This is a genomic window from Pseudoalteromonas sp. TB64 (assembly GCF_000498095.1).
Lineage (GTDB): Bacteria > Pseudomonadota > Gammaproteobacteria > Enterobacterales > Alteromonadaceae > Pseudoalteromonas.
Map to the genome: position 1 here is coordinate 1 of NZ_AUTQ01000010.1, position 25,979 is coordinate 25,979.

General features: G+C 38.3%; 30 protein-coding genes and 1 pseudogene. 18 read left to right on the forward strand and 13 right to left on the reverse strand.

Annotated features, from left to right (window positions below):
- From L647_RS1000000125700 to zapE, 4 genes and pseudogenes are all read right to left on the reverse strand, one after another.
- Positions 1-65, reverse strand: a pseudogene (locus L647_RS1000000125700) (ubiquinol-cytochrome c reductase iron-sulfur subunit); the annotation flags it as partial.
- 582 nt (positions 66-647) lie between these two features.
- Positions 648-1,040, reverse strand: a complete 393-nt coding sequence (rpsI, locus tag L647_RS0100275; RefSeq protein WP_024599268.1) for a 30S ribosomal protein S9 — start codon at positions 1,038-1,040, stop codon at positions 648-650.
- Positions 1,041-1,048: 8 nt separating this feature from the next.
- Positions 1,049-1,477 carry a 50S ribosomal protein L13 gene (rplM, locus tag L647_RS0100280; protein WP_007378318.1) on the reverse strand — a complete coding sequence of 143 codons (429 nt, stop codon included), beginning with the start codon at positions 1,475-1,477 and terminating at the stop codon, positions 1,049-1,051.
- 271 nt (positions 1,478-1,748) lie between these two features.
- Positions 1,749-2,837, reverse strand: a complete 1,089-nt coding sequence (zapE, locus tag L647_RS0100285) for a cell division protein ZapE (protein ID WP_024609437.1) — start codon at positions 2,835-2,837, stop codon at positions 1,749-1,751.
- Positions 2,838-2,971: 134 nt separating this feature from the next.
- Between zapE and L647_RS0100290 the strand changes: the two genes are divergently transcribed.
- The 3 genes from L647_RS0100290 (at position 2,972) to L647_RS0100300 (ending at position 6,088) form a co-directional block, all read left to right on the forward strand.
- Positions 2,972-3,415: a YhcB family protein gene (locus L647_RS0100290; RefSeq protein WP_024609438.1), complete on the forward strand. Its 444-nt coding sequence runs from the start codon at positions 2,972-2,974 to the stop codon at positions 3,413-3,415.
- A gap of 135 nt (positions 3,416-3,550) precedes the next feature.
- Positions 3,551-4,903 (forward strand): Do family serine endopeptidase, encoded by a 1,353-nt coding sequence (locus tag L647_RS0100295; RefSeq protein WP_024609439.1) that lies wholly within the window; start codon positions 3,551-3,553, stop codon positions 4,901-4,903.
- 102 nt (positions 4,904-5,005) lie between these two features.
- Complete coding sequence (locus tag L647_RS0100300; RefSeq protein ID WP_024609440.1) at positions 5,006-6,088, forward strand: trypsin-like peptidase domain-containing protein; 1,083 nt, start codon at positions 5,006-5,008, stop codon at positions 6,086-6,088.
- 148 nt (positions 6,089-6,236) lie between these two features.
- On the opposite strand, the gene murA is transcribed toward L647_RS0100300, so the two are convergent.
- From murA to L647_RS0100335, 7 genes are read right to left on the reverse strand one after another with little or no spacing between them, the layout of a single operon-like run.
- Positions 6,237-7,496 carry a UDP-N-acetylglucosamine 1-carboxyvinyltransferase gene (murA, locus tag L647_RS0100305; RefSeq protein ID WP_024609441.1) on the reverse strand — a complete coding sequence of 420 codons (1,260 nt, stop codon included), beginning with the start codon at positions 7,494-7,496 and terminating at the stop codon, positions 6,237-6,239.
- A gap of 13 nt (positions 7,497-7,509) precedes the next feature.
- Entirely contained in the window at positions 7,510-7,767 is a 258-nt protein-coding gene (locus tag L647_RS0100310; protein ID WP_006792109.1) for a BolA family protein, read from the reverse strand.
- Between the two features lie 5 nt (positions 7,768-7,772).
- Complete coding sequence (locus tag L647_RS0100315; protein ID WP_024609442.1) at positions 7,773-8,066, reverse strand: STAS domain-containing protein; 294 nt, start codon at positions 8,064-8,066, stop codon at positions 7,773-7,775.
- Positions 8,059-8,739: an ABC transporter substrate-binding protein gene (locus tag L647_RS0100320; protein ID WP_024609443.1), complete on the reverse strand. Its 681-nt coding sequence runs from the start codon at positions 8,737-8,739 to the stop codon at positions 8,059-8,061. The genes L647_RS0100315 and L647_RS0100320 overlap by 8 nt, the downstream gene beginning before the upstream one ends.
- 5 nt (positions 8,740-8,744) lie before the next feature.
- Complete coding sequence (gene mlaD / locus L647_RS0100325; RefSeq protein WP_024609444.1) at positions 8,745-9,293, reverse strand: outer membrane lipid asymmetry maintenance protein MlaD; 549 nt, start codon at positions 9,291-9,293, stop codon at positions 8,745-8,747.
- A gap of 13 nt (positions 9,294-9,306) precedes the next feature.
- Complete coding sequence (mlaE, locus tag L647_RS0100330; RefSeq protein WP_024609445.1) at positions 9,307-10,086, reverse strand: lipid asymmetry maintenance ABC transporter permease subunit MlaE; 780 nt, start codon at positions 10,084-10,086, stop codon at positions 9,307-9,309.
- Positions 10,086-10,901, reverse strand: a complete 816-nt coding sequence (locus L647_RS0100335; protein ID WP_033024145.1) for an ATP-binding cassette domain-containing protein — start codon at positions 10,899-10,901, stop codon at positions 10,086-10,088. The genes mlaE and L647_RS0100335 overlap by 1 nt, the downstream gene beginning before the upstream one ends.
- A gap of 267 nt (positions 10,902-11,168) precedes the next feature.
- On the opposite strand from L647_RS0100335, the gene L647_RS0100340 reads away from it, so the two are divergent.
- The 13 genes from L647_RS0100340 to L647_RS0100400 all read left to right on the forward strand — a co-directional run bounded on the left by L647_RS0100340 (position 11,169) and on the right by L647_RS0100400 (position 21,042).
- The gene (locus L647_RS0100340; protein ID WP_024609447.1) at positions 11,169-12,137 is read left to right on the forward strand and encodes a calcium/sodium antiporter; all 969 of its coding nucleotides are present in this window, start codon (positions 11,169-11,171) and stop codon (positions 12,135-12,137) included.
- Positions 12,138-12,140: 3 nt separating this feature from the next.
- The gene (locus L647_RS0100345; RefSeq protein WP_024609448.1) at positions 12,141-13,112 is read left to right on the forward strand and encodes a KpsF/GutQ family sugar-phosphate isomerase; all 972 of its coding nucleotides are present in this window, start codon (positions 12,141-12,143) and stop codon (positions 13,110-13,112) included.
- Positions 13,113-13,664, forward strand: coding sequence for a 3-deoxy-manno-octulosonate-8-phosphatase KdsC (gene kdsC, locus L647_RS0100350; protein ID WP_024609449.1), 552 nt, complete (start codon positions 13,113-13,115; stop codon positions 13,662-13,664).
- Positions 13,661-14,215, forward strand: a complete 555-nt coding sequence (gene lptC / locus L647_RS0100355; protein WP_024609450.1) for an LPS export ABC transporter periplasmic protein LptC — start codon at positions 13,661-13,663, stop codon at positions 14,213-14,215. The genes kdsC and lptC overlap by 4 nt, the downstream gene beginning before the upstream one ends.
- Complete coding sequence (lptA, locus tag L647_RS0100360) at positions 14,205-14,750, forward strand: lipopolysaccharide transport periplasmic protein LptA (protein WP_024609451.1); 546 nt, start codon at positions 14,205-14,207, stop codon at positions 14,748-14,750. The genes lptC and lptA overlap by 11 nt, the downstream gene beginning before the upstream one ends.
- Positions 14,747-15,472: an LPS export ABC transporter ATP-binding protein gene (gene lptB, locus L647_RS0100365; RefSeq protein ID WP_024609452.1), complete on the forward strand. Its 726-nt coding sequence runs from the start codon at positions 14,747-14,749 to the stop codon at positions 15,470-15,472. Before lptA ends, lptB begins: the two co-directional genes overlap by 4 nt.
- Before the next feature lie 69 nt (positions 15,473-15,541).
- Entirely contained in the window at positions 15,542-17,041 is a 1,500-nt protein-coding gene (locus tag L647_RS0100370) for an RNA polymerase factor sigma-54 (RefSeq protein WP_024609453.1), read from the forward strand.
- A gap of 27 nt (positions 17,042-17,068) precedes the next feature.
- Entirely contained in the window at positions 17,069-17,356 is a 288-nt protein-coding gene (hpf, locus tag L647_RS0100375; RefSeq protein ID WP_024609454.1) for a ribosome hibernation promoting factor, read from the forward strand.
- A 4-nt stretch (positions 17,357-17,360) separates the two neighbouring features.
- Positions 17,361-17,813 (forward strand): PTS IIA-like nitrogen regulatory protein PtsN, encoded by a 453-nt coding sequence (gene ptsN / locus L647_RS0100380; RefSeq protein ID WP_024609455.1) that lies wholly within the window; start codon positions 17,361-17,363, stop codon positions 17,811-17,813.
- A 19-nt stretch (positions 17,814-17,832) separates the two neighbouring features.
- Positions 17,833-18,681, forward strand: coding sequence for an RNase adapter RapZ (rapZ, locus tag L647_RS0100385; protein ID WP_024609456.1), 849 nt, complete (start codon positions 17,833-17,835; stop codon positions 18,679-18,681).
- A 38-nt stretch (positions 18,682-18,719) separates the two neighbouring features.
- A complete protein-coding gene (locus tag L647_RS0100390) occupies positions 18,720-18,992 on the forward strand; it encodes an HPr family phosphocarrier protein (protein ID WP_024609457.1) in 273 nt (90 codons plus the stop codon).
- An 87-nt stretch (positions 18,993-19,079) separates the two neighbouring features.
- Positions 19,080-20,438 (forward strand): magnesium transporter, encoded by a 1,359-nt coding sequence (gene mgtE / locus L647_RS0100395; protein WP_024609458.1) that lies wholly within the window; start codon positions 19,080-19,082, stop codon positions 20,436-20,438.
- Between the two features lie 52 nt (positions 20,439-20,490).
- On the forward strand, positions 20,491-21,042 hold the full coding sequence (locus tag L647_RS0100400; protein WP_024609459.1) for a protein disulfide oxidoreductase: 552 nt from the start codon (positions 20,491-20,493) through the stop codon (positions 21,040-21,042).
- A gap of 177 nt (positions 21,043-21,219) precedes the next feature.
- Here L647_RS0100400 and L647_RS0100405 read toward each other — a convergent pair whose 3' ends face one another.
- Positions 21,220-23,397: a YgiQ family radical SAM protein gene (locus L647_RS0100405; protein ID WP_024609460.1), complete on the reverse strand. Its 2,178-nt coding sequence runs from the start codon at positions 23,395-23,397 to the stop codon at positions 21,220-21,222.
- Between the two features lie 389 nt (positions 23,398-23,786).
- Here L647_RS0100405 and L647_RS0100410 point away from each other — a divergent pair, with 389 nt between their 5' ends.
- Together L647_RS0100410 and L647_RS0100415 are read left to right on the forward strand one after the other, a co-directional pair.
- Complete coding sequence (locus L647_RS0100410; RefSeq protein ID WP_024609461.1) at positions 23,787-24,368, forward strand: SRPBCC family protein; 582 nt, start codon at positions 23,787-23,789, stop codon at positions 24,366-24,368.
- The gene (locus L647_RS0100415; RefSeq protein WP_024609462.1) at positions 24,337-25,224 is read left to right on the forward strand and encodes a TIGR03899 family protein; all 888 of its coding nucleotides are present in this window, start codon (positions 24,337-24,339) and stop codon (positions 25,222-25,224) included. The genes L647_RS0100410 and L647_RS0100415 overlap by 32 nt, the downstream gene beginning before the upstream one ends.
- Before the next feature lie 37 nt (positions 25,225-25,261).
- Here the strand turns inward: L647_RS0100415 and L647_RS0100420 are convergent.
- Positions 25,262-25,979: TIGR04219 family outer membrane beta-barrel protein (locus L647_RS0100420; protein WP_024609463.1), on the reverse strand; the 718-nt coding region annotated here is incomplete at its 5' end.

Sequence of the window (25,979 nt, forward strand, 5' to 3'; positions counted from 1 at the left end):
CCAACAACAGAGGTAGCTATGGTTAAAAAGCGACGTCGGCCATTGTCTACAGGCGCATTGCTCATCCACTTATCTCCACTTATGATTCTCAACACTTGCTATATTGAGAACATCAGTTACAGCAGGTTAATTATTCGAAATTTTTAAAATAAAAGCGATCATAATTAAAACCCTTGATTAAAACAAGGTTATTCACTGTCCCATACTTAAAGAACCTAACTTGACCAATGGTTTGGTTAAGCAAGCCCGAGTATAAAACTGAATAATTATAATACCGCTTTTGTAAAAACTATATACTGACCGAGATCAACTTCACTAAGAGGAAACAGTAAATAACTGTACATAGTGTTGTTAACCCGCTCATTTTACTTACCGGACAATTGTAGCAAAAAAATCCATCAATTAACTGAAGGATTTACACTAATTGCGATAATTATTTAACTTTTTTGCAGCTATCTGAGTATTTTTTAACTTTCGTTCGATTAATACGCAGTTATTAGTAAACTTGATCACCATGAATTGCTGTAATCATCAAGCCAGACCTCAGTCATTAACCAATTTATATTAAGTTGCAAATGTAAACTTTTTGATTTAAAAACAAAAAACCCAGCATAAGCTGGGTTTTTGAATTCTTGATAACGTATAGATTAACGTTTTGAGAACTGTGGACGCTTACGCGCTTTCTTAAGACCCACTTTCTTACGTTCAACTTTACGTGCATCACGTGTAACAAAACCTGCTTTACGAAGTTGTGGACGTAGTGACTCGTCAAACTCCATAAGTGCACGAGTGATACCGTGACGGATAGCACCAGCTTGACCAGTTGTACCACCACCGGCAACGGTGATGTAAAGGTCAAATTTTTCAGTCATATCAACTAGCTCAAGAGCTTGATGAACAACCATGCGTGCTGTTTCGCGACCAAAATACTCTTCTAGAGAGCGTTTGTTGATTACGATGTTACCAGTGCCTGGGCGTAAGAATACGCGAGCACTTGAACTTTTACGACGACCTGTACCGTAGTATTGATTTGCCATGATGGTGCTCCTTAAATGTCTAGAACCTGAGGCTGTTGTGCAGCATGGTTGTGCTCAGTACCTGTGTAAACTTTAAGTTTACGGTACATAGCGCGGCCTAAAGGACCACGTGGCAACATGCCCTTAACAGCCTTCTCGATGATCATTTCAGGCTTTGCAGCTTGAAGTTTATCAAAAGTAGTAGACTTAAGACCACCTGGAAAACCAGAGTGTGAATAGTACACTTTGTTTTTGAATTTGTTACCAGTTACAGTAACTTTTTCAGCGTTGATAACGATGATATAATCACCAGTATCTACGTGCGGTGTATATTCAACTTTATGCTTACCGCGTAGGCGATGAGCGATTTCAGTAGCGATGCGACCTAAAGTTTTACCTTCAGCGTCAACTACGTACCAGTCACGTTTTACTGTTTCTGGTTTAGCAACAAACGTTTTCATTTATAAAAATCCAATGTTTTTCAATTAAAACCACAAGTAGTTAATATTAACTACTGCTCTAAGTTTGCTATAACCCCTTCGAGTTTTAGACTTTTGCGCCGCTCACAAGTGGCTAGACTATATGATGGCATAGAACGCAACGTGGCAGACGCGGGAGTATACCAGCACTTAAACAACATTGCTACCAAGCGCCTGTTTTTTCCACAAGAAATTTCATTAAAATATTTATAGCAAGCACATGATTAGTTTATCTACTTACTATAAATAAAAATTACACCAAATGTTCTTTCGCTAAATACTCTAATGACTGCATTTCTTGCAAGCGACTTATACAGCGTTTAAATTCAAAATTAAGATTGCCTTGCGTATAAAGGTCGGTGATAGGTTTTTCAGCTGAAATAATTAAAGTTACATGGCGCTCATAAAATTCATCTACCAAAGCAATAAAGCGCCTTGCTGCATCATCGTTGGTTTGACCTAGTTGTTTTACGTTAGATATAATAACCGTATTATATAGTCGGCTAATTTCCATGTAATCCACTTGGCTACGCGCTGTTTCGCATAATTCACTAAATTCAAACATCACAACGCTTTTAGCTACTTTACGCGTTTTAATTAAACGCCCTTCTATTTTTATAGGCCCGTTCAGTTGCCCTGGTTCTGTCGACAGCTTATCAAAGTACTCAAATAAGTTTTTATCCGCATCTTCATCTAATGGGCTATGAAAAATCTCGGCTTGCTCTAATGTACGTAATCGATAATCAATCCCAGAATCTACATTAACTATTTCAGTGTTTTCTTTAACAAGCTCAATTGCTGGCACAAAACGCGCTCGCTGTAAGCCATTTCTATAAAGTTCGTCAGGCACTATATTAGATGTTGCAACAAGTACAATTCCGCGTGCAAATAATGCCTCCATTAACCCACCGAGCAACATGGCATCGGTAATGTCTTGAACAAAAAATTCATCAAAACATATTATGTCGGTCTCAGCTTTAAAAATATCGGCTATTGTTTCTAACGGATTTGCTGTGTTGTTTAATTTTTTAAGCTCTTCATGTACTCGGTGCATAAAACGATGAAAATGTACGCGCATTTTTCGTTTTCCCGGAAGAGCTTCATAAAAGGTGTCAACTAAATAGGTTTTACCCCGACCTACACCACCCCAAAAATATAAACCTTTTATAGGAGCTGGTTCATCTTTATTAAATAGTTTTGCAAAAAAGCCTTTTTGTTTGGGCTTTATTTGAATTAGGTCATCGTATAAACGTTGTAAATGACGCACTGCATTTTCTTGCGCTGCATCGTATACAAAGTCATCTCGCTTAAGATCTTGCTGGTATGTTTGCCAAGGAGTCATATCTATTTACAGTTAAAACGCAGTTTAATTTGCCTAACATATTAACACGCATCATAACTCGGGGTATATTACCCTTAGTATGATTTATAATTGAATCGGCATTTGTTAGTTATTTTCCCAAAGGGGTAGATTTTATGGGCACAGTTATGTGGGTAGGTTTAGTTGTTATTGTTGCTGTTGTAGCATTTTTTATTGGTGCAATTGTTACCAAAAAACAATTTAAGCAAGATGAATTGAAAGAACAAGCTGAGCAAGCTCAGAGTACTCTAGAGCAATATCGTCAAGATGTAGCCGATCATTTAGCAAACACTGGTAAGCTAGTGAATAAAATGAAAGAAAACTACGATCAACTACTTAGTCATGTTGAAGAGACCAATCAACTATTATTAGAAGACAAAAAGAAAACGCCAGCCGAACCTTTCTTTTCTAAAGAAACAACAGAGCAACTACAAGCGTCTTTAAAAGAACGTCAATGCGATCGTTCTTCAGCCGCAGCTCAACCTGCGGATTATGTATCGGGCGAATCAGGTTTATTTGTAGGGGAAAACAAAGTTTCAGAACATTCTAAAGCATCTTGATGAACTTTTTTTTGACCCCATAGTCTTTAGATATAACAGCTTTGTTGTTTTATCTTTCCAATAAACCAAAAAGGGCTGCTTTAAAGTAGCCCTTTTTGGTTTTTTGTTTTTCTCTACGTGGAGTTAACCCTGACTATGAAAATGAAATTATCACTTATCAGTGCAGCTATTTTATCTACCAGCTTATTATTAAGCCCGGTAACGTCTTATGCAAAAATGCCAATTGCAGTGAATGGTCAACAATTACCAACTCTTGCGCCAATGCTTGAAAAAATCACTCCTGGTGTTGTAAGTATTCAGGTTTCAGGTTCTAAAGAAGTACGCCGCCGTGCAGACCCCTTAGAATACTTTTTTGGTAATCAACAACCTCGTAGCCAAAAACGTCAGTTTAGCGGTTTAGGCTCAGGTGTTATTATTAACGCTGATGAAGGTTATGTGATTACTAATAACCATGTAATTCAAGATGCCGAAAAAATGGTTGTGACCCTAGAGGATGGACGAGAGTTTGAAGCAACTAAAGTAGGTGCAGATAAAGAATCAGATATTGCTTTATTACAAATTGATGCCGACGATTTAACAGAACTAAAACTAGCAAACTCAGATAATTTACGCGTAGGTGACTTTGCTGTTGCTATTGGTAACCCATTTGGTTTAAGCCATACGGTTACGTCAGGAATTGTAAGTGCACTTGGTCGCAGTGGTTTAAACATTGAAGGATATGAAGATTTCATTCAAACCGACGCAGCTATTAACCAAGGTAACTCTGGCGGTGCATTAGTTAATCTTAACGGTGAATTGATTGGTATTAATACGGCTATTTTAGGTGCTTCTGGTGGCAACGTTGGTATTGGATTTGCCATTCCATCGAATATGATGAAAAACCTTGTTGATCAAATTATTGAACACGGTGAAGTACGTCGAGGTTCATTAGGTATATCTGGTCGCCCTCTTGATGCAGGACTCGCCAAAGCACAGCAACTTGATGTAAAGCAAGGCGCTTACGTTATGCAAGTAATGGACGATACAGCGGCAAGTAAAGCAGGTATTGAAGCTGGTGACGTTATTGTTAGTATTAACGGTCGTGATATTAGTGGTTTCCATGAGCTGCGCAGTAAAATTGCTACGCTAGGTGAAGGTCGTGAAATAAAACTCGGTATTTACCGCGACGGCAAAATTAAAACAGTAAAAGTAACACTTGATGGTGCATCTGGTGTGACAGCTACAGGCGAAGAACTACACCCTGCATTCCAAGGTGCCGAACTTGAAAACGTGCAAAAAAATAGTAATAAAGGAATAGAGGTTACATCAGTAGACCCTCGCTCTCCTTCTGCACGTGTTGGTCTTGAAGAAGGCGACATAATAATGCAAGTGAATCGTCAACGAGTTGAAACGATTCGTGATATGAATAAAATCATCGATAGTACAAAAGGTAATATCGTACTTGGTGTTAAACGTGGTCGTGAGTCTATATTTATTTTAATTCAATAATAAATAACACGATTAATGTAATAAAAATAACAGTGGCACTTGCCGCTGTTATTTTTTTTATGTCATCATAAAGAGATTGCTCACTTAAATAATAAGAAACTCGTGCTGAAACTAATAAAATTTGTTCTCCCCCCTTTATTTGCAGGGCTCAGTATTGCTTTTTTAGTGGTTTTTTTCAGCCCTAATATGCGAGCGGCCTTACTTCCTAACGTTCCTTTACCAAGTGCTATGAGCGCTAGTCATTTAAGTTTTTCGGATGCCGTTAAACGTGCAGCTCCTTCTGTGGTTACTATTTTCTCGGAGAGTATTTCTAAAGAGCCACGTTATAAAAGAAAAAACACCGTACAAGAGCTCGGATCGGGCGTAATCATGTCGCAAGACGGTTACATTTTAACTAATTACCATGTTGTTAATAATGCAGATCAGATTATGGTTATTTTAACCGATGGCAGACGTTTTTTTGATGTGCAACTTATTGGTTTTGACACTATTACCGACTTAGCATTACTTAAAATCAATGCAGACCACCTGCCTGTAATCCCTATAAATGATGACTATGCGTCTAGTGTAGGTGATGTAGTACTTGCAATAGGTAATCCACTTAATTTAGGGCAAACAATTACCCAGGGAATTATTAGCGCAACCGGTAAGCAAAAAATTACTGATAGCCCTTACAACAATTTACTGCAAATGGACGCAGCTATTAATGTTGGTAATTCTGGCGGTGCATTAGTTAATTCTAATGGCGACTTAGTAGGAATTACCTCAGCGCAATTTAAAACGCGCGAAAACTTAAATATTCAGGGAATATTTTTTGCAGTTCCCTACTCTCTAGCAAAAGAAGTAATGGGTAAATTAATTCGCCATGGTCGTGTTGTACGTGGCTACTTAGGCTTTGAAGGCACCGCAGTTGATAGCACTGGCAAAGAAGTTAACGATAGCCTTACACCGGTTTCTGGTATGCGTATTACTAACTTAGACCCTCTAGGTCCGGCATGGCAAGCTGGCATTGAGGAGCAAGATATTGTTATTAAAATTGCAGGGCTTTCTGTAGCTAATCCACAAAGTGTACTAAAAGAAATAGGTAATACAGAGCCAGGTAAAGAAATAGAGTTTGAGCTTTACAGAGATGGGAAAATAGAAAAAATTATGGTGACTGTTGCTGAACTTGAGACAAAGCTTTAAATTAAAGATAATAACCTTTATTAACTTTACAGCTATTTATTTTTAGTAGATAAAGCAAAAAGGCGTAGTGCCAGCACTACGCCTTTTTATTTACTAAAGATAACCATTAACTAAAAGCGCATAACACTAAGCTAGAAGTAAAAAATTATTAACTACTTCTTCGTTTAATATTTGCACCTAGCGCACTAAGCTTATCTTCAATACGTTGATAACCTCTATCAACATGATAAATACGGTCAACTATTGTCTCACCTTGTGCCACTATGCCAGTTAAAATTAAACTCGCTGAAGCACGTAAATCAGTTGCCATTACCTGAGCGCCACTTAAGCTTTTTGTGTCACCACAAATTGCTGTATTGCCCTCTAAGCGAATATTAGCACCCATACGTTGCAGCTCTGGTACATGCATAAAACGATTTTCAAAAATTGTTTCTGTTATTGTTGCACTGCCATTTGCCACTACATTCAAAGCTGTAAACTGAGCTTGCATATCAGTAGGGAAACCAGGATGCGGCGCTGTTTTAATATTAACGGCTTTAAGTTCACGACCACGCATATCTAAATAAATACTGTTTTCATGTACTTCAAGATGCGCATTCGTTGCACGTAGTTTTTCAATTACGGGCTCTAGTGAATGGAAATCGGTATTTTTACAAAGTACCTCACCGCCAGCCATTGCTGCTGCAACTAAAAATGTACCGGTTTCAATTCGATCAGGTAAAATACTATGTTCGCATCCAGCTAAACGCTCAACACCTTCAACTTCAATACGACTAGTGCCCGCACCAGTAATTTTAGCGCCCATTGCAATTAAGCAATTGGCTAAATCGATAATTTCTGGTTCACGTGCAGCGTTATCAAGTACCGTTTTACCATCAGCAAGTGTTGCTGCCATCAATAGGTTTTCGGTAGCGCCAACGCTTACCATTTCCATAAAGATCTCAGCGCCTTTTAAACGACCATTTACCTTGGCATTAATATAGCCGTTTTCGACGTCAATTTGGGCGCCCATGCGCTCTAAGCCCTGAATATGAATATCAACAGGACGAGCACCAATAGCGCAACCGCCAGGTAACGACACTTGGGCTTCGCCAAAACGCGCAACCAAAGGACCTAAGGCAAGTACAGATGCGCGCATTTGCTTAACTAAGTCGTATGGCGCTAATGTTTTATTGACCGTTGCACCGTCAATTACTAACGTGTCGCCATGCCAATTAACATCTGCACCTAGGGTCTTTAATAATGCTTCGGTGGTCACTATATCGCGAAGACGCGGTACATTAGAAAATGTACTTTTACCATCAGCTAGTAGAGAAGCAAATAAAATAGGAAGTGCAGCATTTTTAGCGCCAGAAATAGTAACTTCACCAGCAAGTGAAGTGCCACCTTGAATTACAAATTGATCCATTAGGGAGCCCTATTTATTGCGGTAAAATAAATTTTTGTTCACGTTTCCACTCTGTTGGAGTAAAAGCACGAATTGATACTGCGTGAATTGTGCCATCTGAAATTGTATTCATTAATGGACCATAAACTAGCTGCTGCTTTTTAACTCGGCTTAAACCATCAAAGCATTCACCTACGGCAACAACTTCATAATGGCTACCATTGGCTTTCACATGTACTTCAGCTAATTGAAGTTCTTCGCGTAATAATGTTTCGACTTGGCTAGTTTCCATAACTCTCACTCAAATAGGGTTGTAACTTGACCCAACTGCATTAAATTTTGCAATTGTTCAGGTGGATTTTGCAACTCGAGGCGTACGCCTTGTTGCTTTAATTCTGCAAAAGAGTGAATTAACCAAGCTAAGCCCGCTGTGTCAACCCTAGATACCTCACTAAGGTCAAAATAGACGATTTTATGCTTAGTTAATAACTTGTTGTTCAGAAGTTGTTCATCGCCAATTGAATTTCGAGTGAGTTCACCACTCACTCGAAAATGTTGTTCATCAACATGGCTTATCGCCAGTTTAGTCATTCGCACCATTACCTCTAAACTGAACTGGTAACTGACTCTTTTGCTCTAAAAGGTTACTTACGTTATCGATACCTTGCTGGCGTAAAATACCTTGTAGTTCACTTTGTTTTGCATCTAATAAGCTAATACCTTCAGCAATCATATCGTAAGCGCGCCATTCACCGTCACGGTCTTCGCGTACTTTAAAATCGATTTTAATGTCAGGCTTACCATCTTCAACAATTTTAGTCTTAACAACAACGACATCTTTGCCTTTAAATGCTTGCTCAGCACCAAATTCAACTTTTTGATTTGTATACTGTGTAAATACACCAGCATAAGTTGCAACTAAGTATTCTCTAAACACAACAATAAAGCGTTGAATATCTTTAATTGCTTTTGCTTTTTCAGCATCATCGGTAATAGCGCGTACTTTAGATACTTCGCTACCTAATACGCGAAGTGCTGCATATTTATAATCGATATAAGGCATTAATTCTTCTTCAACAATAACGCGAAGATGCTCACTATCTTTAACAATTAATGGTTGGTCTTTTTTAATACGCGCAAATGTGTTGTCTGCTACTTGGCGAACCATTTTGTTCGGATCGACCAGTTTAACGTCTGCGGCACTAACGCTTTGCGTTAATGTCATTGTACCTAGTGCTACAATAGCTAAAAACTTTTTCAACATAATAATTACTCACTACCTTGGTTGAATAAAAACTGCCCAATTAATTCTTCAAGTACTATGGCAGACTTAGTATCTGTAATTGAATCGCCATCACCTAGTGCTTTACTCTCTACACCAAATAAATCATCAATCGCTTCGTCTTGTTTATTTTCAGTTACGGTTTGTCCTAAACAGCGTTGCTCTGCTGAATTTGGAGAAATAACCGGATGTATTCCTAAATATTGCTCACCTAGAATCCCTGAGGTTAAAATAGATATTGAGCTTGTATCTGAAAAACGACACAAATACTGTGCATCAATAGTCATATTAACAACAGGTAAAAACTCTTGTGGGTGAACGTAAATAGAGTCAACACGACCAATAACTACACCACCTACTTTTACTGGTGCACGTGCTTTTAATGATCCGATGTTTTCAAACTTTGCATTTAGTGTGTATGTTTCACCAGAACCACTAATACCTGAATTGGCAACTTTAAGCGCTAACATTGCAAAAGCTAAAATGCCAAGTGCGACAAAAAAGCCAACTAAAATTTCTAATTTCCGTGAATTCATTATCTATACCCTATTAGCTGGTAAACATTACCGCTGTCAAAATAAAGTCAAAACCTAAAACTGCCAATGACGAATGAACAACCGTTTCGGTGGTTGCTTTACTGATCCCTTCAGAAGTCGGTACACAGTCATAGCCCTTATAAAGCGCTATCCAGGTCACGACAATGGCAAATAAAAAACTCTTAATAATACCGTTTAATATATCTTGCTGAAACGACACTTGAGATTGCATTATTGACCAAAAGCTACCTGTATCTACACCAAGCCAATCAACACCAACCAAATGAGCGCCTATAATTGCTACGGCTGAAAATATTAGTGCTAGCAATGGCATACTGATAAAACCAGCCCAAAAGCGTGGTGCTATAATACGTTTTAGCGGATCAATTGCCATCATCTCGAGTGATGAAAGCTGCTCAGTTGCTTTCATTAAACCTATTTCAGCAGTAAGTGCACTACCTGCACGCCCAGCAAAAAGTAATGCAGTAACAACCGGACCCAGTTCTCGCAATAAACTCAGTGCAACTAACGGCCCTAAACTGTCCTCAGCGCCATAACCAACTAATACGGTGTAACCTTGTAACGCTAATACCATGCCGATAAATAAACCCGACACCATAATAATGAGTAACGATTGCGAACCCACCATATAAAGTTGACGAATAAGCAGTGGCGAACCTTTTTTAAAATTAGGAACATGCGCCAATGCACTAAATAGCATATAAGCTGACCGCCCAAGAGCCGCAAAACGACCTAGCGTTTTATGTCCTAGCCTTTGAAATAAATCCAACATTATGCTTTTTCTCCAAGCAGTTCATCTGCATAAGCTTGAGCCGGAAAATGAAATGGTACTGGGCCATCCGACAAGCCTTTTAAAAACTGTTGAACTAAAGGAGATTCATGATTTCGCATTTCATCTGGAGTACCGCAACCAATTACGCCCTGATCGGCAATAATAATAACGTGATCGGCAATACTCATTACCTCTGTCACATCGTGCGTTACAATTAAAGACGACAAACCTAATACCTCGTTAAGCGACTTAATTAGCTTAACCAATACACCCATCGAAATAGGATCTTGTCCTGCAAATGGTTCATCATACATGATTAACTCTGGATCTAATGCAATCGCACGTGCAAGTGCAGCACGTCTTGCCATACCACCTGAAAGTTCTGAAGGCATTAAATCTTTAGCACCACGTAATCCAACAGCCTGTAATTTCATTAATACCACTAACCGAATTAAATCTTCACTCAGTTTAGTGTGCTCCCTTATAGGAAAAGCAATATTATCGAATACCGACATATCAGTGAATAACGCACCACTTTGAAATAGCATGCTCATTTTAGTTCGCGCTTCGTATAATTCTTTGCGCGTCATTTTTGGAATGCTGCCGCCTTCAAATAAAATATCACCTGAGTCAGGTTTAAGCTGACCACCAATTAAACGCAGCATAGTTGTTTTACCAATGCCACTTGGTCCCATAATCGCAGTGATTTTACCTTTAGGAACGCTAAAGCTCATATTTTTATATATGCTTCGATTGCCCCTCGAAAAGCTAACATCCTTTACTTCTACTATTGATTGCGACAAGTCGCTCTCCATAAAAATGTTCACTAGTTCTCCTATTTTAAGGCTTTTTCACCCAAGATGGAAAAAACAATTCGTAAGATTTTGTAATACACCTGCGAAATGGATCGTAAGGCTCGCTTAAAACGGCTTAACCCCGGCTTAAGCTTTGAATAAAAGCGCCTAAAACATTTATAAAACAAGTGCTACACAACAAGTAGACCTTACTCTTTTATTTATACTTTCATGTTGGCTTTTGTTACTATTCGCACAATATATATTTTGAATAACTGGCTTAACGCAATGGTTACCTCGTTTGTTATTTTAATTCTTGGTTTTATAGCTTTAGTTTGGAGTGCAGACAGGTTTGTTTATGGCGCTGCGGCGCTTGCAAAAAACGTTGGCGTTTCTACCTTAATTATAGGTTTAACTGTTGTTGCTATGGGCTCTTCTGCTCCAGAAATGATGGTTTCGGTTTCTGCAGCATTAGCTAACAAAACAGACACAGCGGTAGGCAATGTTATTGGCTCAAACATAACAAACATTTTACTTGTATTGGGTGTTACAGCCTTATTTCGCCCTCTCAATGTTTCATCAAGTACATTGAAACGCGAAATACCGCTTGTGCTAATAATATCGTTTGTTACTTGGTATATCTTTTCAGATAACTACTTTTCATTAACTGAAGGTATCGCACTTCTAATTGGCTTTGTGGTGTTTATTAGCGGATTGATTATCGTATCATTACGTTCGAAAAATAAAAATGATCCGTTGGTAGTAGAAGCTTGTGACGATGTTCCTAATAACGTATCCACTAAAAAAGCGCTATTTTGGTTAGTGATAGGTATAGTTTTATTACCGGTAAGCTCATATTTTTTAATCGGCTCAGCAGTCGATATTGCAAAATATTTTGGTCTGAGTGACTTGGTTATCGGTTTAACTATTATTGCTATTGGCACTAGCCTACCAGAGCTTGCAGCTTCAATTGCTGGTGTGCTTAAAAATGAAGATGATTTAGCCTTAGGTAACATTATTGGTTCAAACATTTTTAATATTTTAGCCGTGTTACCGCTTGCTGGTATTATTAATCCATCAATGATCGACCCATCGGTAGCTAGTCGCGATATACTCATCATGATTGGCGCAACCATCGCCCTTATTGTTATGTCATTGAACTTTAGAGGTTCTCAACGTATCAATAGAGTAGAAGGTGGTTTATTGCTAGTCGCATTTTTGAGCTACCAAGGGTACATTTTTAGTCAAGTAGGGTAAATCATGACAAAACTGAATTTTATAAAACAAGGTCTGCGCGTTCTTGATATAGAACGTCAAGCACTTAGTGATATTACTCAATATGTAGATGAAAACTTCAATCAAGCATGCCAGTTAATGTTTGATTGCAAAGGACGTATTATAGTTATCGGCATGGGGAAGTCTGGTCATATAGGCACTAAAATAGCAGCAACTCTTGCTAGCACAGGTAGCCCTGCTTTTTTTGTACATCCAGGTGAAGCAAGTCACGGCGATTTAGGTATGATCACTTCAAGTGACGTAGTAATACTTATCTCCAACTCAGGAGAGACCAGCGAAGTATTAAATATTATTCCGGTTTTAAAACGCCTTGGTGCAAAAATAATAGCCATGTCGGGTAATACAGAATCTACAATGGCAATACTTGCTAACGTACATGTATGCATTAAAGTAGAAAAAGAAGCTTGCCCTTTAGGGTTAGCGCCAACAGCAAGTACAACGGCAACACTCGCCATGGGAGATGCTATGGCTGTCGCGCTTTTAGAAGCTCGTGGGTTTACTGCCGATGATTTTGCTCTTTCTCACCCTGGTGGAAGTTTAGGCAAACGTTTATTGCTTACTTTAAAAGATGTTATGCACAGCGGTACAAACACGCCTATTATTAGTATTTCACAAACTGTAAAAGATGCACTTATTGAAATGTCTGCAAAAGGCTTAGGCATGACGACTATTGTTGACGAAAACCAGCAATTGGCTGGATTATTTACTGATGGCGACCTACGTCGTATTTTAGAGCAACGCATAGATATCCATTCAACACCTATAGATGTTGTAATGACCAAATCATGCACTACGGCAACTCAAAGTATGCTTGCAGCCGAAGCGCTTAATATAATGGAACACAAACGCATTAATGGTTTAATCGTTGTAAATGAGTTAAACCAGCCTATTGGCGCACTTAATATGCAAGATTTATTAAAAGCAGGAGTATTATAAATGCAATTTGAAGAACTCTATCAACCGCTGAGCGATGACGCAAAAGCGCGCGCTAAAAAAGTAAAACTGCTTATATGCGATATTGATGGTGTATTTTCTGATGGGCGTATTTACCTTGGAAACCAAGGCGAAGAGCTAAAAGCGTTTAATACAAAAGATGGGTTTGGTATAAAAGCACTTATTAATAGCGGGTTTGAAGTTGCTGTTATTACAGGGCGTCATTCGCATATAGTGCAACAACGTATGAGCAGCCTAACCGTTCAACATATTTATCAAGGTCAAGAAAACAAACTTATTGCCTACCAAGAGCTAAAAAATAAGCTCAACTTAAGCGATGAACAAATTGCCTATATAGGTGACGACGGTCCTGATATGCCAGTAATGGAATTAGTCGGTTTTGCAGTAGCTGTTAACGATGCGCATCCACTAATTAAGCGTTTATCGCACTACACTACACAAATGCCAGGCGGTTTTGGTGCTGTAAGAGAACTAACCGATTTACTAATGCTTGAAAACGATAAGCCATTAACTACTCAAGGTACAAGTTCATGAATGCAGCGCGCATAATACTAAGCGTTTTATTCATCAGCTGTATGGTTTGGCTTTGGTACCCTTATTTTACACAAACAAATATTGCAGCGCAGGTAGAGCAAGAAGTTGTAGCTAAACCTGATTATATCGCCATAGAATTAAAGCAAACGGCGTATGATGAGAATGGTAAAATTAGCCATAAAGTAACTGCTGCAAAAATGGAGCTGTATCAACAATTAGGCTTTACCTTTTTTGAAAAACCTATTTTCACTTTATATAACGAAAAGCAAACATGGCGCATCAATGCGGATGAAGCAACGTTGTATGAAGGTAAACAGTTAATTTTAGAGGGCAACGTAGTCGCTAAAAATCTAACTGACAACGCAATGATTGATAAGATCAATGCCGATAATATTCAAGTAGATATAAAGCAACTGACAATGCGCTCCGAACAGCCTGTCATTGTGACTGGACCTAACTTAAAAATCACCGGTAAAGGCCTTGAAGCCGATTTAAAAACTGAAGTGATAAAACTCATTAACCATACGCGAACCATATACTATGACCAATAAAATATTAAAATCACTTATTATTCCTACACTTATACTAGCCTTTAATAGTAATGCAGCAGAACAAAGTACACAACCTGCCGCTAATCAAATATCAATTAGTGCCGACAAACAAGAAGGCCAACTAAAAGCTAATGTAGGTATTTTTGAAAAAAATGTTGAAATTATTCATGGTAACCGTCGCATTACGGCTGACCGCCTCGAAGTGCATAAGCGTGACGAATTAGGTGACAATAAACAGTTATTAATTGCCACTGGCAGCCCTGCGTACTTTGAAGAAAAGCAAGATGACGGCACAATAATGAGCGCAAGTGCGAACGAAGTTCGTTACGATGTAGCTAAGCGTTTTTTAACACTTGTTGGCGATGCACAAGTATCGCAAGCTGGACAAAAAATTAACGCAAAAAGCATTACTTACGATATGCAGCAACAACTTATTAGTGCTGAAAAAGACGAAAACTCTACCGATCGCGTTCATACTATTTTAGTGCCTATTGAAGCTACAAAAAGTAAAAAAAGCGATAAAGGTCAACCATGAGCACATTAAAAGCAGAGCTGTTAGCAAAAAGCTATAAAGGTCGTGAAGTTGTTAAAAATGTAGGTCTTGAGGTTAAGGCTGGCAGTATTGTTGGTTTACTTGGACCTAATGGTGCAGGTAAAACTACAACGTTTTATATGATTGTAGGACTTGTACCTAGCGACAAAGGTAAAATATCCATCGATGATAACGATATTACTCTTTTACCTATGCATAGTCGTGCTAGATTAGGGATAGGCTATTTACCACAAGAATCGTCAATATTTAGAAAACTGACTGTTTACCAAAATTTAATGGCTATTTTAGAAACGCGTAAATCGCTAAATAAACAAGCCCGAGAAGACACATTAAATAATCTATTGGATGAATTTAGCATTCAGCATATTCGTGATAGCCAGGGTATGGCTTTATCCGGTGGTGAACGTCGTCGTGTAGAAATAGCACGTGCACTTGCCGCCGATCCTAAGTTTATATTGCTAGATGAACCTTTTGCTGGTGTAGACCCAATTTCAGTATTAGATATTAAGAAAATAATAGAACATCTTAAAAACCGTGGGATTGGTGTATTAATTACCGATCATAACGTAAGAGAAACCCTTGATGTTTGTGAAAAAGCCTACATTGTTTCTCATGGGGAGCTAATTGCATCTGGCACTCCTGAACACGTATTAAACGATAAAACAGTACGCGATGTTTACTTAGGCGAGCAATTTAGGCTGTAACATTTACGCCATGTCTTTGAGCATCTGCTAGTATTAATTATAACAACATAAAAGGATTGTTAGAGATAAATGAGGCAATCATTACAGCTGCGCATGGGCCAGCAACTTACAATGACACCACAGCTGCAACAAGCAATTCGTTTGTTGCAACTCAGTACATTGGATCTCCAGCAAGAAATACAAGAAGCTCTTGATAGCAACCCGCTGCTAGAAGTTGAAGAAAACGACTATGCAGAAGATTCTGCTGGCAAAAATGAGCAAAAAGCTGATAACGATGACGTTACTGTTAGCGCATCTGCAGATGATGCTCCTAGCGAATACGAACAAGATAGTGGTGAAGCACTCGCTAAAGATACAGTAAGTGACGAGATGGCTATGGATGTTAGCTGGGATGAGTACATGAGTGCGGCGCCTGCATCGTCATCAGGACCAATGCCTGAGGACGAGTCAATATACCAAGGTGCTTCAACCGAAACACTTCATGAGTACCTAATGTGGCAGTTACAATTAACGCCTTTTAGCCCTACTGATGAAGCTATTGCAATCGCTATTGTTGAAGCCGTAGATGATTCTGGTATTTTAACACTTAGCTGTGAAGAAATTTTAGAGAGCTTCAATCAAGAAAACGAAGATGATAACGAAGTCGAACTTGACGAAATTGAAGCCGTTTTAAAGCGTATCCAACTGTTTGATCCGGTCGGTATTGCTGCACGTAGTTTACAAGAATGTTTGTGTATTCAGCTTAACCAGTTTGATAAAGAAACACCTTACATTAATGAAACAAAAATGATCTTAACCGAGCATATTGATTTATTAGCTGCTCGTGACTATCGTACATTAATGAAAAAAACTAAGCTCAAAGAAGAAGAGCTTAAAGAAGTAATGACACTAATTCATACTCTCAGCCCTAAACCCGCTGATACGATTGTTAGAGAAGAGTCTGAGTATGTTATTCCTGATGTGTCGGTTAAAAAAATTAAAGGCCGCTGGGTTGTAGAATTAAACCCAGATAGCATGCCTAAAATAAGAGTAAACAGCCAATATGCTGCAATGTCTCGTACCGTTAAATCGAGTGGTGATAGCCAATTTATTCGCTCACACTTACAAGAAGCAAAATGGTTTATTAAAAGCCTAGAAAGCAGAAACGACACATTGTTAAAAGTAACAAATTGTATTGTTAAGCAACAACAAGGCTTTTTTGAACACGGTCCAGAAGCCATGAAACCAATGGTTTTAAATGATGTTGCTGAAATGGTAGAAATGCACGAGTCGACTATTTCTCGCGTAACAACCCAAAAGTATATGCACACGCCACGTGGAATCTTTGAGTTAAAATACTTTTTCTCAAGCCATGTAAGCACCGAAAATGGTGGCGAATGCTCATCTACGGCAATACGCGCTCTGATTAGAAAATTAATCGCAGCAGAAAACTCAGCAAAACCATTGAGTGATAGCAAGATAGCGGATATATTGGCTGAGCAAGGAATTAAAGTAGCTAGACGCACGATCGCAAAGTACCGCGAATCGCTGGCTATTCCACCGTCAAATCAGCGAAAAAGTCTGATTTAAGACGCAAAAACAAAGAGGGTAACGCTTATGCAACTAAACTTAACTGGTCGTCACGTAGAAGTAACCGATTCACTAAAAGACTATGTAAACACTAAATTTGCGAAGCTAGAAAGACACTCTGATCATATTAATAATGTTCATGTCATTCTCGATGTAGAAAAATTAAACCAAAAAGCAGAAGCAACAATTCATGTCAGTGGTGCAGAATTATTTGCCTCTACTGAACATCAAGATATGTATGCCGCCATTGACTCGTTGATTGACAAGCTCGATCGACAAGTTATCAAACACAAAGAGAAGCTTGCTCGACACTAATATTATGAAATTAAGTTCACTTATATGTCAGGACTGCAGCAAAGCTGCGGTCCTTTTTAATAGTAAAAAAAGAATTTTAGAGTTTATTAGCGAACTTGCTCACAACAAGCTTCCTTACTTATCTCAACAAGATATTCTTAGTGCTTTACTAAGCAGAGAAAAACTAGGTAGTACAGGCATTGGTAAAGGTATTGCAATCCCTCACGGACGAATGAGTGGCGCAGAAGAACCTTTAGCTTTAGTACTTGTTAGCGAAACACCTATCAACTTTGATGCGATAGATAACCGCCCTGTAGATATCTTTGTTGCACTCATCGTACCAGATGGTGATAACCAACAGCACTTAAAGACTCTAGCAACCATTGCTGATAAACTAAACGACAAAGAATTTTGTAAGCAGTTACGCTGTGCAAAATCAGATACAGAGCTATACCAAGTTATTGTTGATCAATCATAATTAATAAAAAAGGTGTTAAATGGAATTAATTATCATAAGTGGCCGATCAGGTTCTGGAAAATCGGTAGCTTTACGCGTAGTTGAAGACTTAGGTTATTATTGCGTAGATAATATTCCACTAAACCTGCTGCCTTCTTTAGTGCGAAGTGTCTCTGACAACTACGACAAAATAGCAGTGAGTATTGATGTTCGAAACTTGCCAAAAGAGCAAGAACAGTTCAATGATATTTTTGAGTATTTACCTGGTTTTGCTAAACCAACACTGTTTTATTTAGACAGCGAAGATCAAGTATTAATAAAACGTTTTTCTGAAACGCGACGACTACACCCTCTTTCTGTCGACTCATTGCCACTTGATTTAGCTATAAAAAAAGAAAAAGAATTACTTGATGTGCTAACAACCAGAGCTGATTTTATGATTGATACCAGCGAGTTAAGTGTTCACCAACTCGCTGAATCTATCAGAGAAAAAATACTTGGTAAAAAAGACAAACAGCTTATTGTTACTTTTGAATCATTTGGCTTTAAATACGGAATACCTAAAGAAGCAGATTATGTTTTTGATGCACGTTTTTTACCAAACCCACATTGGGAGCCCGAATTAAAACCTTTAACAGGATTAGATCAGCCCGTTAAAGACTACTTAGCTAACCATAGTATTGTGCAAAAGTTTACATGGCAAATTCAAACCTTTGTGCAAACGTGGTTACCTCATTTAGAACGAAATAATCGTAGCTACTTAACCATTGCTATTGGTTGTACCGGTGGACAGCATCGTTCAGTGTATTTAGCACAAACGATTGGTGAAAGCTTTTCGATGACTCACCCAAATGTAAAAATTCGTCATCGTGAACAAGAAAATAAATAATTTAAATAATCACCTGTTCAGCTTAGGTAGAGTAACTTATGCGTTTAGAAGACACGTTTTTAATAAAAAACAAATTAGGCTTACACGCTAGAGCTGCAACGGTGCTTGCACAATTAGCCGTACAATTCGACGCTTCAATTACTATATTTCAAGATGGCAAAGAAGCTGCCGGTGATAGTGTTTTAGGCTTAATGCTGCTAGAGAGTAGCCAAGGAAAAGAAGTTAAAGTGGTATGTGAAGGACCCGATGCAGAGCAAGCTTTGCACGCTGTTGGTCAGTTAATAGCGCAACGATTTAACGAACAAGAATAGTCAGCAATAAAGAATCAAAAATTAGATAAACCAAAAAGTTAGTAACCTCCCCTACCAAAGTAATATTAAAATTAATTAAGGACGCCAATGCCCGAAGCTTTTGAACAAGACTACCCACTACAACAATTAAAACAAGTGACCAAGTCGCTTAACAGTGGTCAATTTGTTCAAGTTAGGCGCATGTTAGCTAAAACCGCTCCTTGTGATACTGCATTATTATTAGAGTCGTCGCCGCATAAAATCCGCCGGCTGCTTTGGCAATTGGTTGACCCCGATGTACAGGGCGATGTACTTGAAGAGCTTTCTGAAGATGTACGTTTGGGCATTATTGCTCAAATGGAACCTAAGCACATTGCTGCAGCCACTGAAGATATGGGGCACGATGACCTAGGAGAAGTATTACGTAGCCTGCCAGATACCGTCTACAAAGACGTTGTTAGCGCTATGGATATTCAAGACCGTGAACGTGCCACGCAAGCTCTTTCTTATCAAGAGCGCTCTGCTGGTGCGTTAATGAATACCGATACGGTAACCATTCGCCCTGACGTAACTCTTGATGTTGTTTTGCGCTATATTAGGCTGCGTGGTGAGCTACCTGAAGGTACCGATGACTTATATGTAGTAGATAAACATAACTGCTTCATAGGCGCTTTGTCATTAAGCACATTACTGACTAATCCACCTGAAAAAATTGTCCTCGATTTAATGGATGAAGATTGCGAATCTATTCCAATTTCTATGGATGAAAGTGAGGTTGCGCAATTATTTGAACGTCATAACTGGATATCAGCCCCTGTTGTAGATGATAACGATCAGCTACTTGGTCGGGTAACAATCGATGATATTGTTGACGTAATACGAGAAGATGCAGAGCATAGCTTACTTAGTTTAGCCGGTCTTGATGATGAAGAAGACACCTTTGCTCCCGTTTTAAAAAGCTCGAAAAAACGCTCAGTCTGGTTAGGTGTTAACTTGTTAACAGCCCTTGCTGCTGCTTTTGTAGCTAGCTTTTTTGAAGGTACTTTAGATGTTTTACCTATTTTAGCCGTACTTAACGGTATTGTTCCTTCAATGGGCGGTGTTGCTGGCAGTCAATCACTCACTTTAGTTATACGTGGTATAGCAGTAGGTCATATCAACCAAACTAACCAACGCTTTTTAATGATGAAAGAACTTGCCATTGGCGCGTTAAACGGTGTTTTGTGGTCGTTGTTAATTGCAGGTGTTATCGCGCTATGGCAATGGGACTTTATGCTTGGTGGCGTACTTGCCTTTGCTATGTTTATGAATCTGGTTGTGGCCGGCGTTGCTGGTGCGAGTATTCCTATTATTCTTAAAAAGATGAATATAGATCCAGCTCTTGCAGGTAGTGTAGTTTTAACTACAATCACAGATATTGTGGGTATATTCGCCTTTTTAGGCACCGCAACATGGTTGCTGATATAAGTTTAAAATGTAAATTTTTTAAGTTAACGTATTTAGAGAAAAAGCAGCCATTATGACAACTAATACCAAAAATAAAAAAGACACACCTAAAAAAACGCCAAAACAAAAAGGCCTATCAATATTAAAGAGTGTGTTGATATATGGCTTCATATTTTTCGTAATTTATAACGCTGTAAATTGGTGGCGACAACCTGTTATGCCAGCAAATCCTCAATTACAATTAATAGATTATAAAGGGCACAACATTGATCTAGCAGCAATGAGCCAAGACAAACCAACGCTTGTGTATTTTTGGGGAACTTGGTGCCCTATTTGTAGTGTTACCTCCCCTGCCATAAACGAACTCGCAAACGAGAATAACTACCCTGTGGTTACTATCGCTATAAAGTCAGGTTCTGACCAAGAACTACATAACTATTTAAATGAAAACGGTTACAACTTTAATACTGTCAACGATCAACACGGTGAGATATTTGCCGATTGGCAAGGGCAAGTAACGCCATCCTATATCATCTTAAAAGATAATAAAATGACACAAGGGCTAACAGGCATTCAGCCGCTATGGTCACTTAAGTTACGTTTGTGGTTATCATCCACATTTTAAGAAAAGAACTAACAGAAAATATATACACTAGAGGGAGCTTCTAAAAACCCACTCTTTATCACCTAAAATGATATAGCCAATAAAGAGCAAGTTTCACTTAATTTACGTATTATGCGAGCTTAAAAAACAGTAACGCAGTTAAAACTAATCTACTAATTTAATTAGTAGATTTAATCACTAACGTGTACTTTGACGATTACCGCCTACTTTTGGTTTAGTGTTTGCCTTTTTAAATTGGCTAAAACCAGTATGTCGCGTTAATGCAGGACGTCCGCCTTTACTATCACCTTTACCTGATTTCTCATCTCGCCCTTCTTCAGGCACTAAACAGTTAGGTCCTTTACCAATTAAATTAGCTTTACCCATTTTACGCAGTGCTTCACGTATCATCGGCCAACCTGCTGCATCATGGTAACGTAAAATTGCTTTATGCAATCTACGCTGGCGTGCACCTTTAGGTACTGGAACAACTTCTGTATTATTTTTTATATTACGTAAAGAGTTCATCTCTGTGTGGTAAATAGTCGTCGCATTAGCCATTGGTGATGGGTAAAAGTTTTGCACCTGATCCAGCTTAAAGTCATTCGATTTAAGCCATAAAGCCATGTTTACCATGTCTTCATCTTTTGTGCCTGGATGAGCAGAAATAAAGTAAGGAATTAAATACTGCTTTTTACCTGCTTCTTTAGAGTACTTATCAAATAATTCTTTAAATTGATCGTACGCCCCCATGCCTGGTTTCATCATTTTTGATAATGGACCATCTTCGGTATGCTCTGGTGCTATTTTTAAGTAGCCGCCTACGTGATGCGTTACTAACTCTTTAACGTAACGCGGGTCGCGTACAGCTAAGTCGTAACGTACACCAGAAGCAATCAATACCTTTTTGATACCCTTAACTTCACGTGCTTTTTTGTATAAGTCTATTGTTGGCGTATGATCTGTATCCATGTGCTTACAAATTTCAGGATACACACATGATAAACGTCTACAGGTACTTTCTGCTTTTTTGCTAGTACAACGCAGTTTATACATATTTGCCGTTGGACCACCTAAATCAGAAATAACACCAGTAAAGCCTGGTACTTTATCTCTAATCTGTTCAATTTCTTCAATGATAGATTCTTGCGAACGACTTTGAATAATACGCCCTTCATGCTCCGTAATTGAGCAAAATGAGCAACCACCAAAACAGCCACGCATAATATTTACAGACGTTTTTATCATGTCATAAGCTGGTATTTTAGCATCGCCATAACTTGGGTGAGGAATACGCTGATACGGCAAACCAAATACAGCATCCATTTCATGTGTTTCTAATGGATATGCTGGCGGGTTAACCCAAATAGAGCGTTCGCCATGTCGTTGAAACAGCGCTCTTGCACAACCAGGGTTTGTTTCTTGATGTAAAATACGCGAAGCATGGGCATATAAAGGTTTGTTAACACTTACTTGCTCATAAGCAGGTAACTTAACGTAAGTTTTTTCCCATGGTTTAGGTCGCGCAGGTTGAACCATAATTGGTTTTGCAGCTTCTGCCTTTAAATCTATACCGGCTTGTTTAAATTCAGATTTACTACAGCCAACATCATCAGCGCCGTATGGATTTGGAATAGGGTCAATTTTACCAATTTTATCTATAGCGGTAGAGTCACTACCACGCCAACCTGGTAAAGGTTCTTTTCTAATAACAGCCGTGCCGCGAATATCTTGAATAGTATCCATTGTTTCGCCTGCAGCGATACGGTGTGCAACTTCAACTAACGGACGCTCTGCGTTACCGTAAATTAAAATATCAGCTTTTGCATCAAACAAAATACTACGGCGTACTTTTTCTTGCCAATAGTCGTAATGAGCAATACGACGAAGACTCGCTTCAATACCACCAATAACTATTGGTATTCCTTTGTATGCTTCACGGCATTTTTGAGAATAAATCATTACGGCGCGATCTGGACGTTTACCACCTACGTTATCTGGCGTATATGCATCATCATGGCGCATACGTTTTTCAGCTGTATAACGGTTAATCATCGAATCCATGTTGCCGGCAGTTACACCAAAAAATAAATTAGGTCTGCCCAGCTCCATAAATGCATCTTTAGAGTCCCATTCTGGTTGGGCAATAATGCCCACTCTAAAGCCTTGCTCTTCAAGTACTCGACCAATTACCGCCATACCAAAACTAGGATGATCGACGTAAGCATCACCACTAATTATTATTATGTCGCAGCTGTCCCAGCCAAGTGCATCCATTTCTTTTCGTGTAGTAGGTAAAAATGGTGCTGTGCCGTAACACTCAGCCCAGTATTTTGGGTAAGAGAATAAGGCGCGCTTAGCTTTGAGTGTGCTCATAAATTTGACCGTGGAATAACAAAGGGCGCGAATTATACCCTACTAAATTGTTTATATATACAACGCTTTTACAGCGCATAGGACCTTTACTTCTAAATAATTCTTTATATTAAGTAATCTTTTTTGAAACCTGATTATGAACTAGAGCAATTCATTGTTAGGTACTTTTATATATTTTAATAACGAGTTACAACATAGTTTTGTTTAAAAAATAAAATTAAAAGCGCTGCTCTCATTTTGATTCTTTTGCGTATTACAATAAAATACAACTCATATTTATAACGATTTTATTATATGGTCAATAAAATATAGTTTTGGTTTATAGCCTAAATCGTACTATAGTCGATTAATAAAAAGTTTTATATTTCAAGCTAAATACTAGTTAAGGCGTGCTTATTAAACTGTTAAAATTATTCTTACAATCCCTTTTTCTTTTATTACTCGTAGCCGTAGTGATTGGGCTAACGCTTCCTCAAAATTATAGTGTTGATAAAAAAATTGAGATAAACGCCAACACTCGCACAATCAAATCATTAGTAACCGACTTTAATCAATGGCATAAATGGTCACCTTGGCAGCAGGTCGATCCATCAATTAAATTTACGGTAAATGAGCCAAGTTTAGGTGTAGGTGCTCATCAATCATGGGTAAGTAAATGGGGTTATGGCGAAATGACTATTACCTCTATAAGCCAAAATAAAATGAGCTTTAATATGCTACTGGATGATGAAAACATAGTGCAAGGTACTCTCGCATTTATTGAAGAAAACCAATCTGTAACAGTCATATGCCATATTGAAGGGCAAGCCAATACAATACTTATTTCAGGCTATATGGCTATACTTAGTGAGTACGTGTTGGGTAACACTGTAGCACTTGGGTTAAATAACTTAAAAACGGTTGCTCAATTAAGTGATATGCAAAGCATAATGGAAAGTCATGACAGTCAAAACAGCACAAGCCCGAATTAATCTTGCAAATACAATAGAGTCGCTACTTGGCTATTCAATAACAAAGGTTGGAAGCAATGGAGTACTTCCTGTTAATGAGCAAGGTTATGATCCGCAAGGAAAAATAAAACCGCTTTATCATATCAATAGTGATAACTCTATTTTAGCTCGCGCTCAAAAAAGGCAAAATCTACTACTCATTAAACAACAGCAAAATATAGAAACAATTTTAGCTATGGCAATGAGCTTTTGCCCCGATGTAACCAGTAGTAAACGACCAGATGCTGACTGGGTAGAGCATTTCATTGCTCTATGTGAAGACACTTCAAATGAATCGATGCAAACTCTATGGGCAAAAATTTTAACGGGAGAGACACTAAATCCGGGTACTTTTTCAATTAAAAGCTTACAAACCCTAAAGCATATGACCCAGCGCGAAGCTGATTCTCTACAAAAGTGTGTATCGCTTTCTGGTTACAATGAAAAAGATGATAGCCACTTTATTTTACTTGGCTTTTATAAAAAACCATCCTTATTTGATTTGCTACGTAAAGGCAATAAAGTATCTTTAAACTTAGGAAAGACAGGCATTAGCTTTCCAGATATTTTAACGCTCATGGATCTTAATTTACTGTACAGAAAAGAAATAGAATCAGCAGTTTTAAAAGTGGGACAAGAACTCACGCTCTCATTTTTATCTCAAAAAGTAACGTTAAAAGCAAAAAGTAACGACTTAGTACTGAGTTATTATAAGTTTACCCAAACAGGTGATGAGCTATCTAAACTTATAAAATTCCCCGTAAATAAAGTGTATAAGCAGCTAATAAATAGTGCGCTAGAGGTGGAGTTTGATTTAATGTGGCATGCTATAAAATAACACGCCACACTTTATTTAATTAGACAGAGATAGCTAATTAAAAATGAACCTGAAGACCCACAAACGGACCAGATGCATCAATATCAGTTGTAACATCATCTACATCATCAAGCTCTAATACCATTGAACGGTAACCTGCTTTAACAGCAACATCAACAGCTAGGTTGTCAATTAATTCCCAAGCAACACCTACTTGGTAATCTTGTACTTTGCTATCGTCGATTGCCAAAAAGCTACCTTCAAAAAACACACTCAAGCCAGTAAATGGTAAGCCTGCTTCAGCACGACCATAAGCTAATGGAACAAAACCAGAGAAGTTTTTTGTTTCGGTAAAGTTAGTGCCACCATCTTGAGTAGTACCGTTTACAACTATATCGCCATCAAACTGTTTAGCATTTAAACCTAAATCAATAGAAACTAAATCGTTATCAAAAATTTCATAATAAAGAATGTAATCAATGTGAGTTAAATCAGTAATAGTATCAACCGTTGTACCTACAACATAATCAGAACCGTTAAAGCTAAATGTATCTGTAAGCTGCGCAGAACCATTTAACTCAAGCTCTGTATACTTTAACTTAATGTTTGGTACTAGAGGCACTGGGTGCTCAAGCGCAGCGTAATAACTTACAAAAGTCTCATCTTCAAAATCAAAATCTTGTGATGCTTTATCTTTGTAAGAAAATTGACCGTCGTTATCTGACTTCCACCCATCAACACCTACGTATAAACCTAGTAGAGTGTCAGCTTGCGCT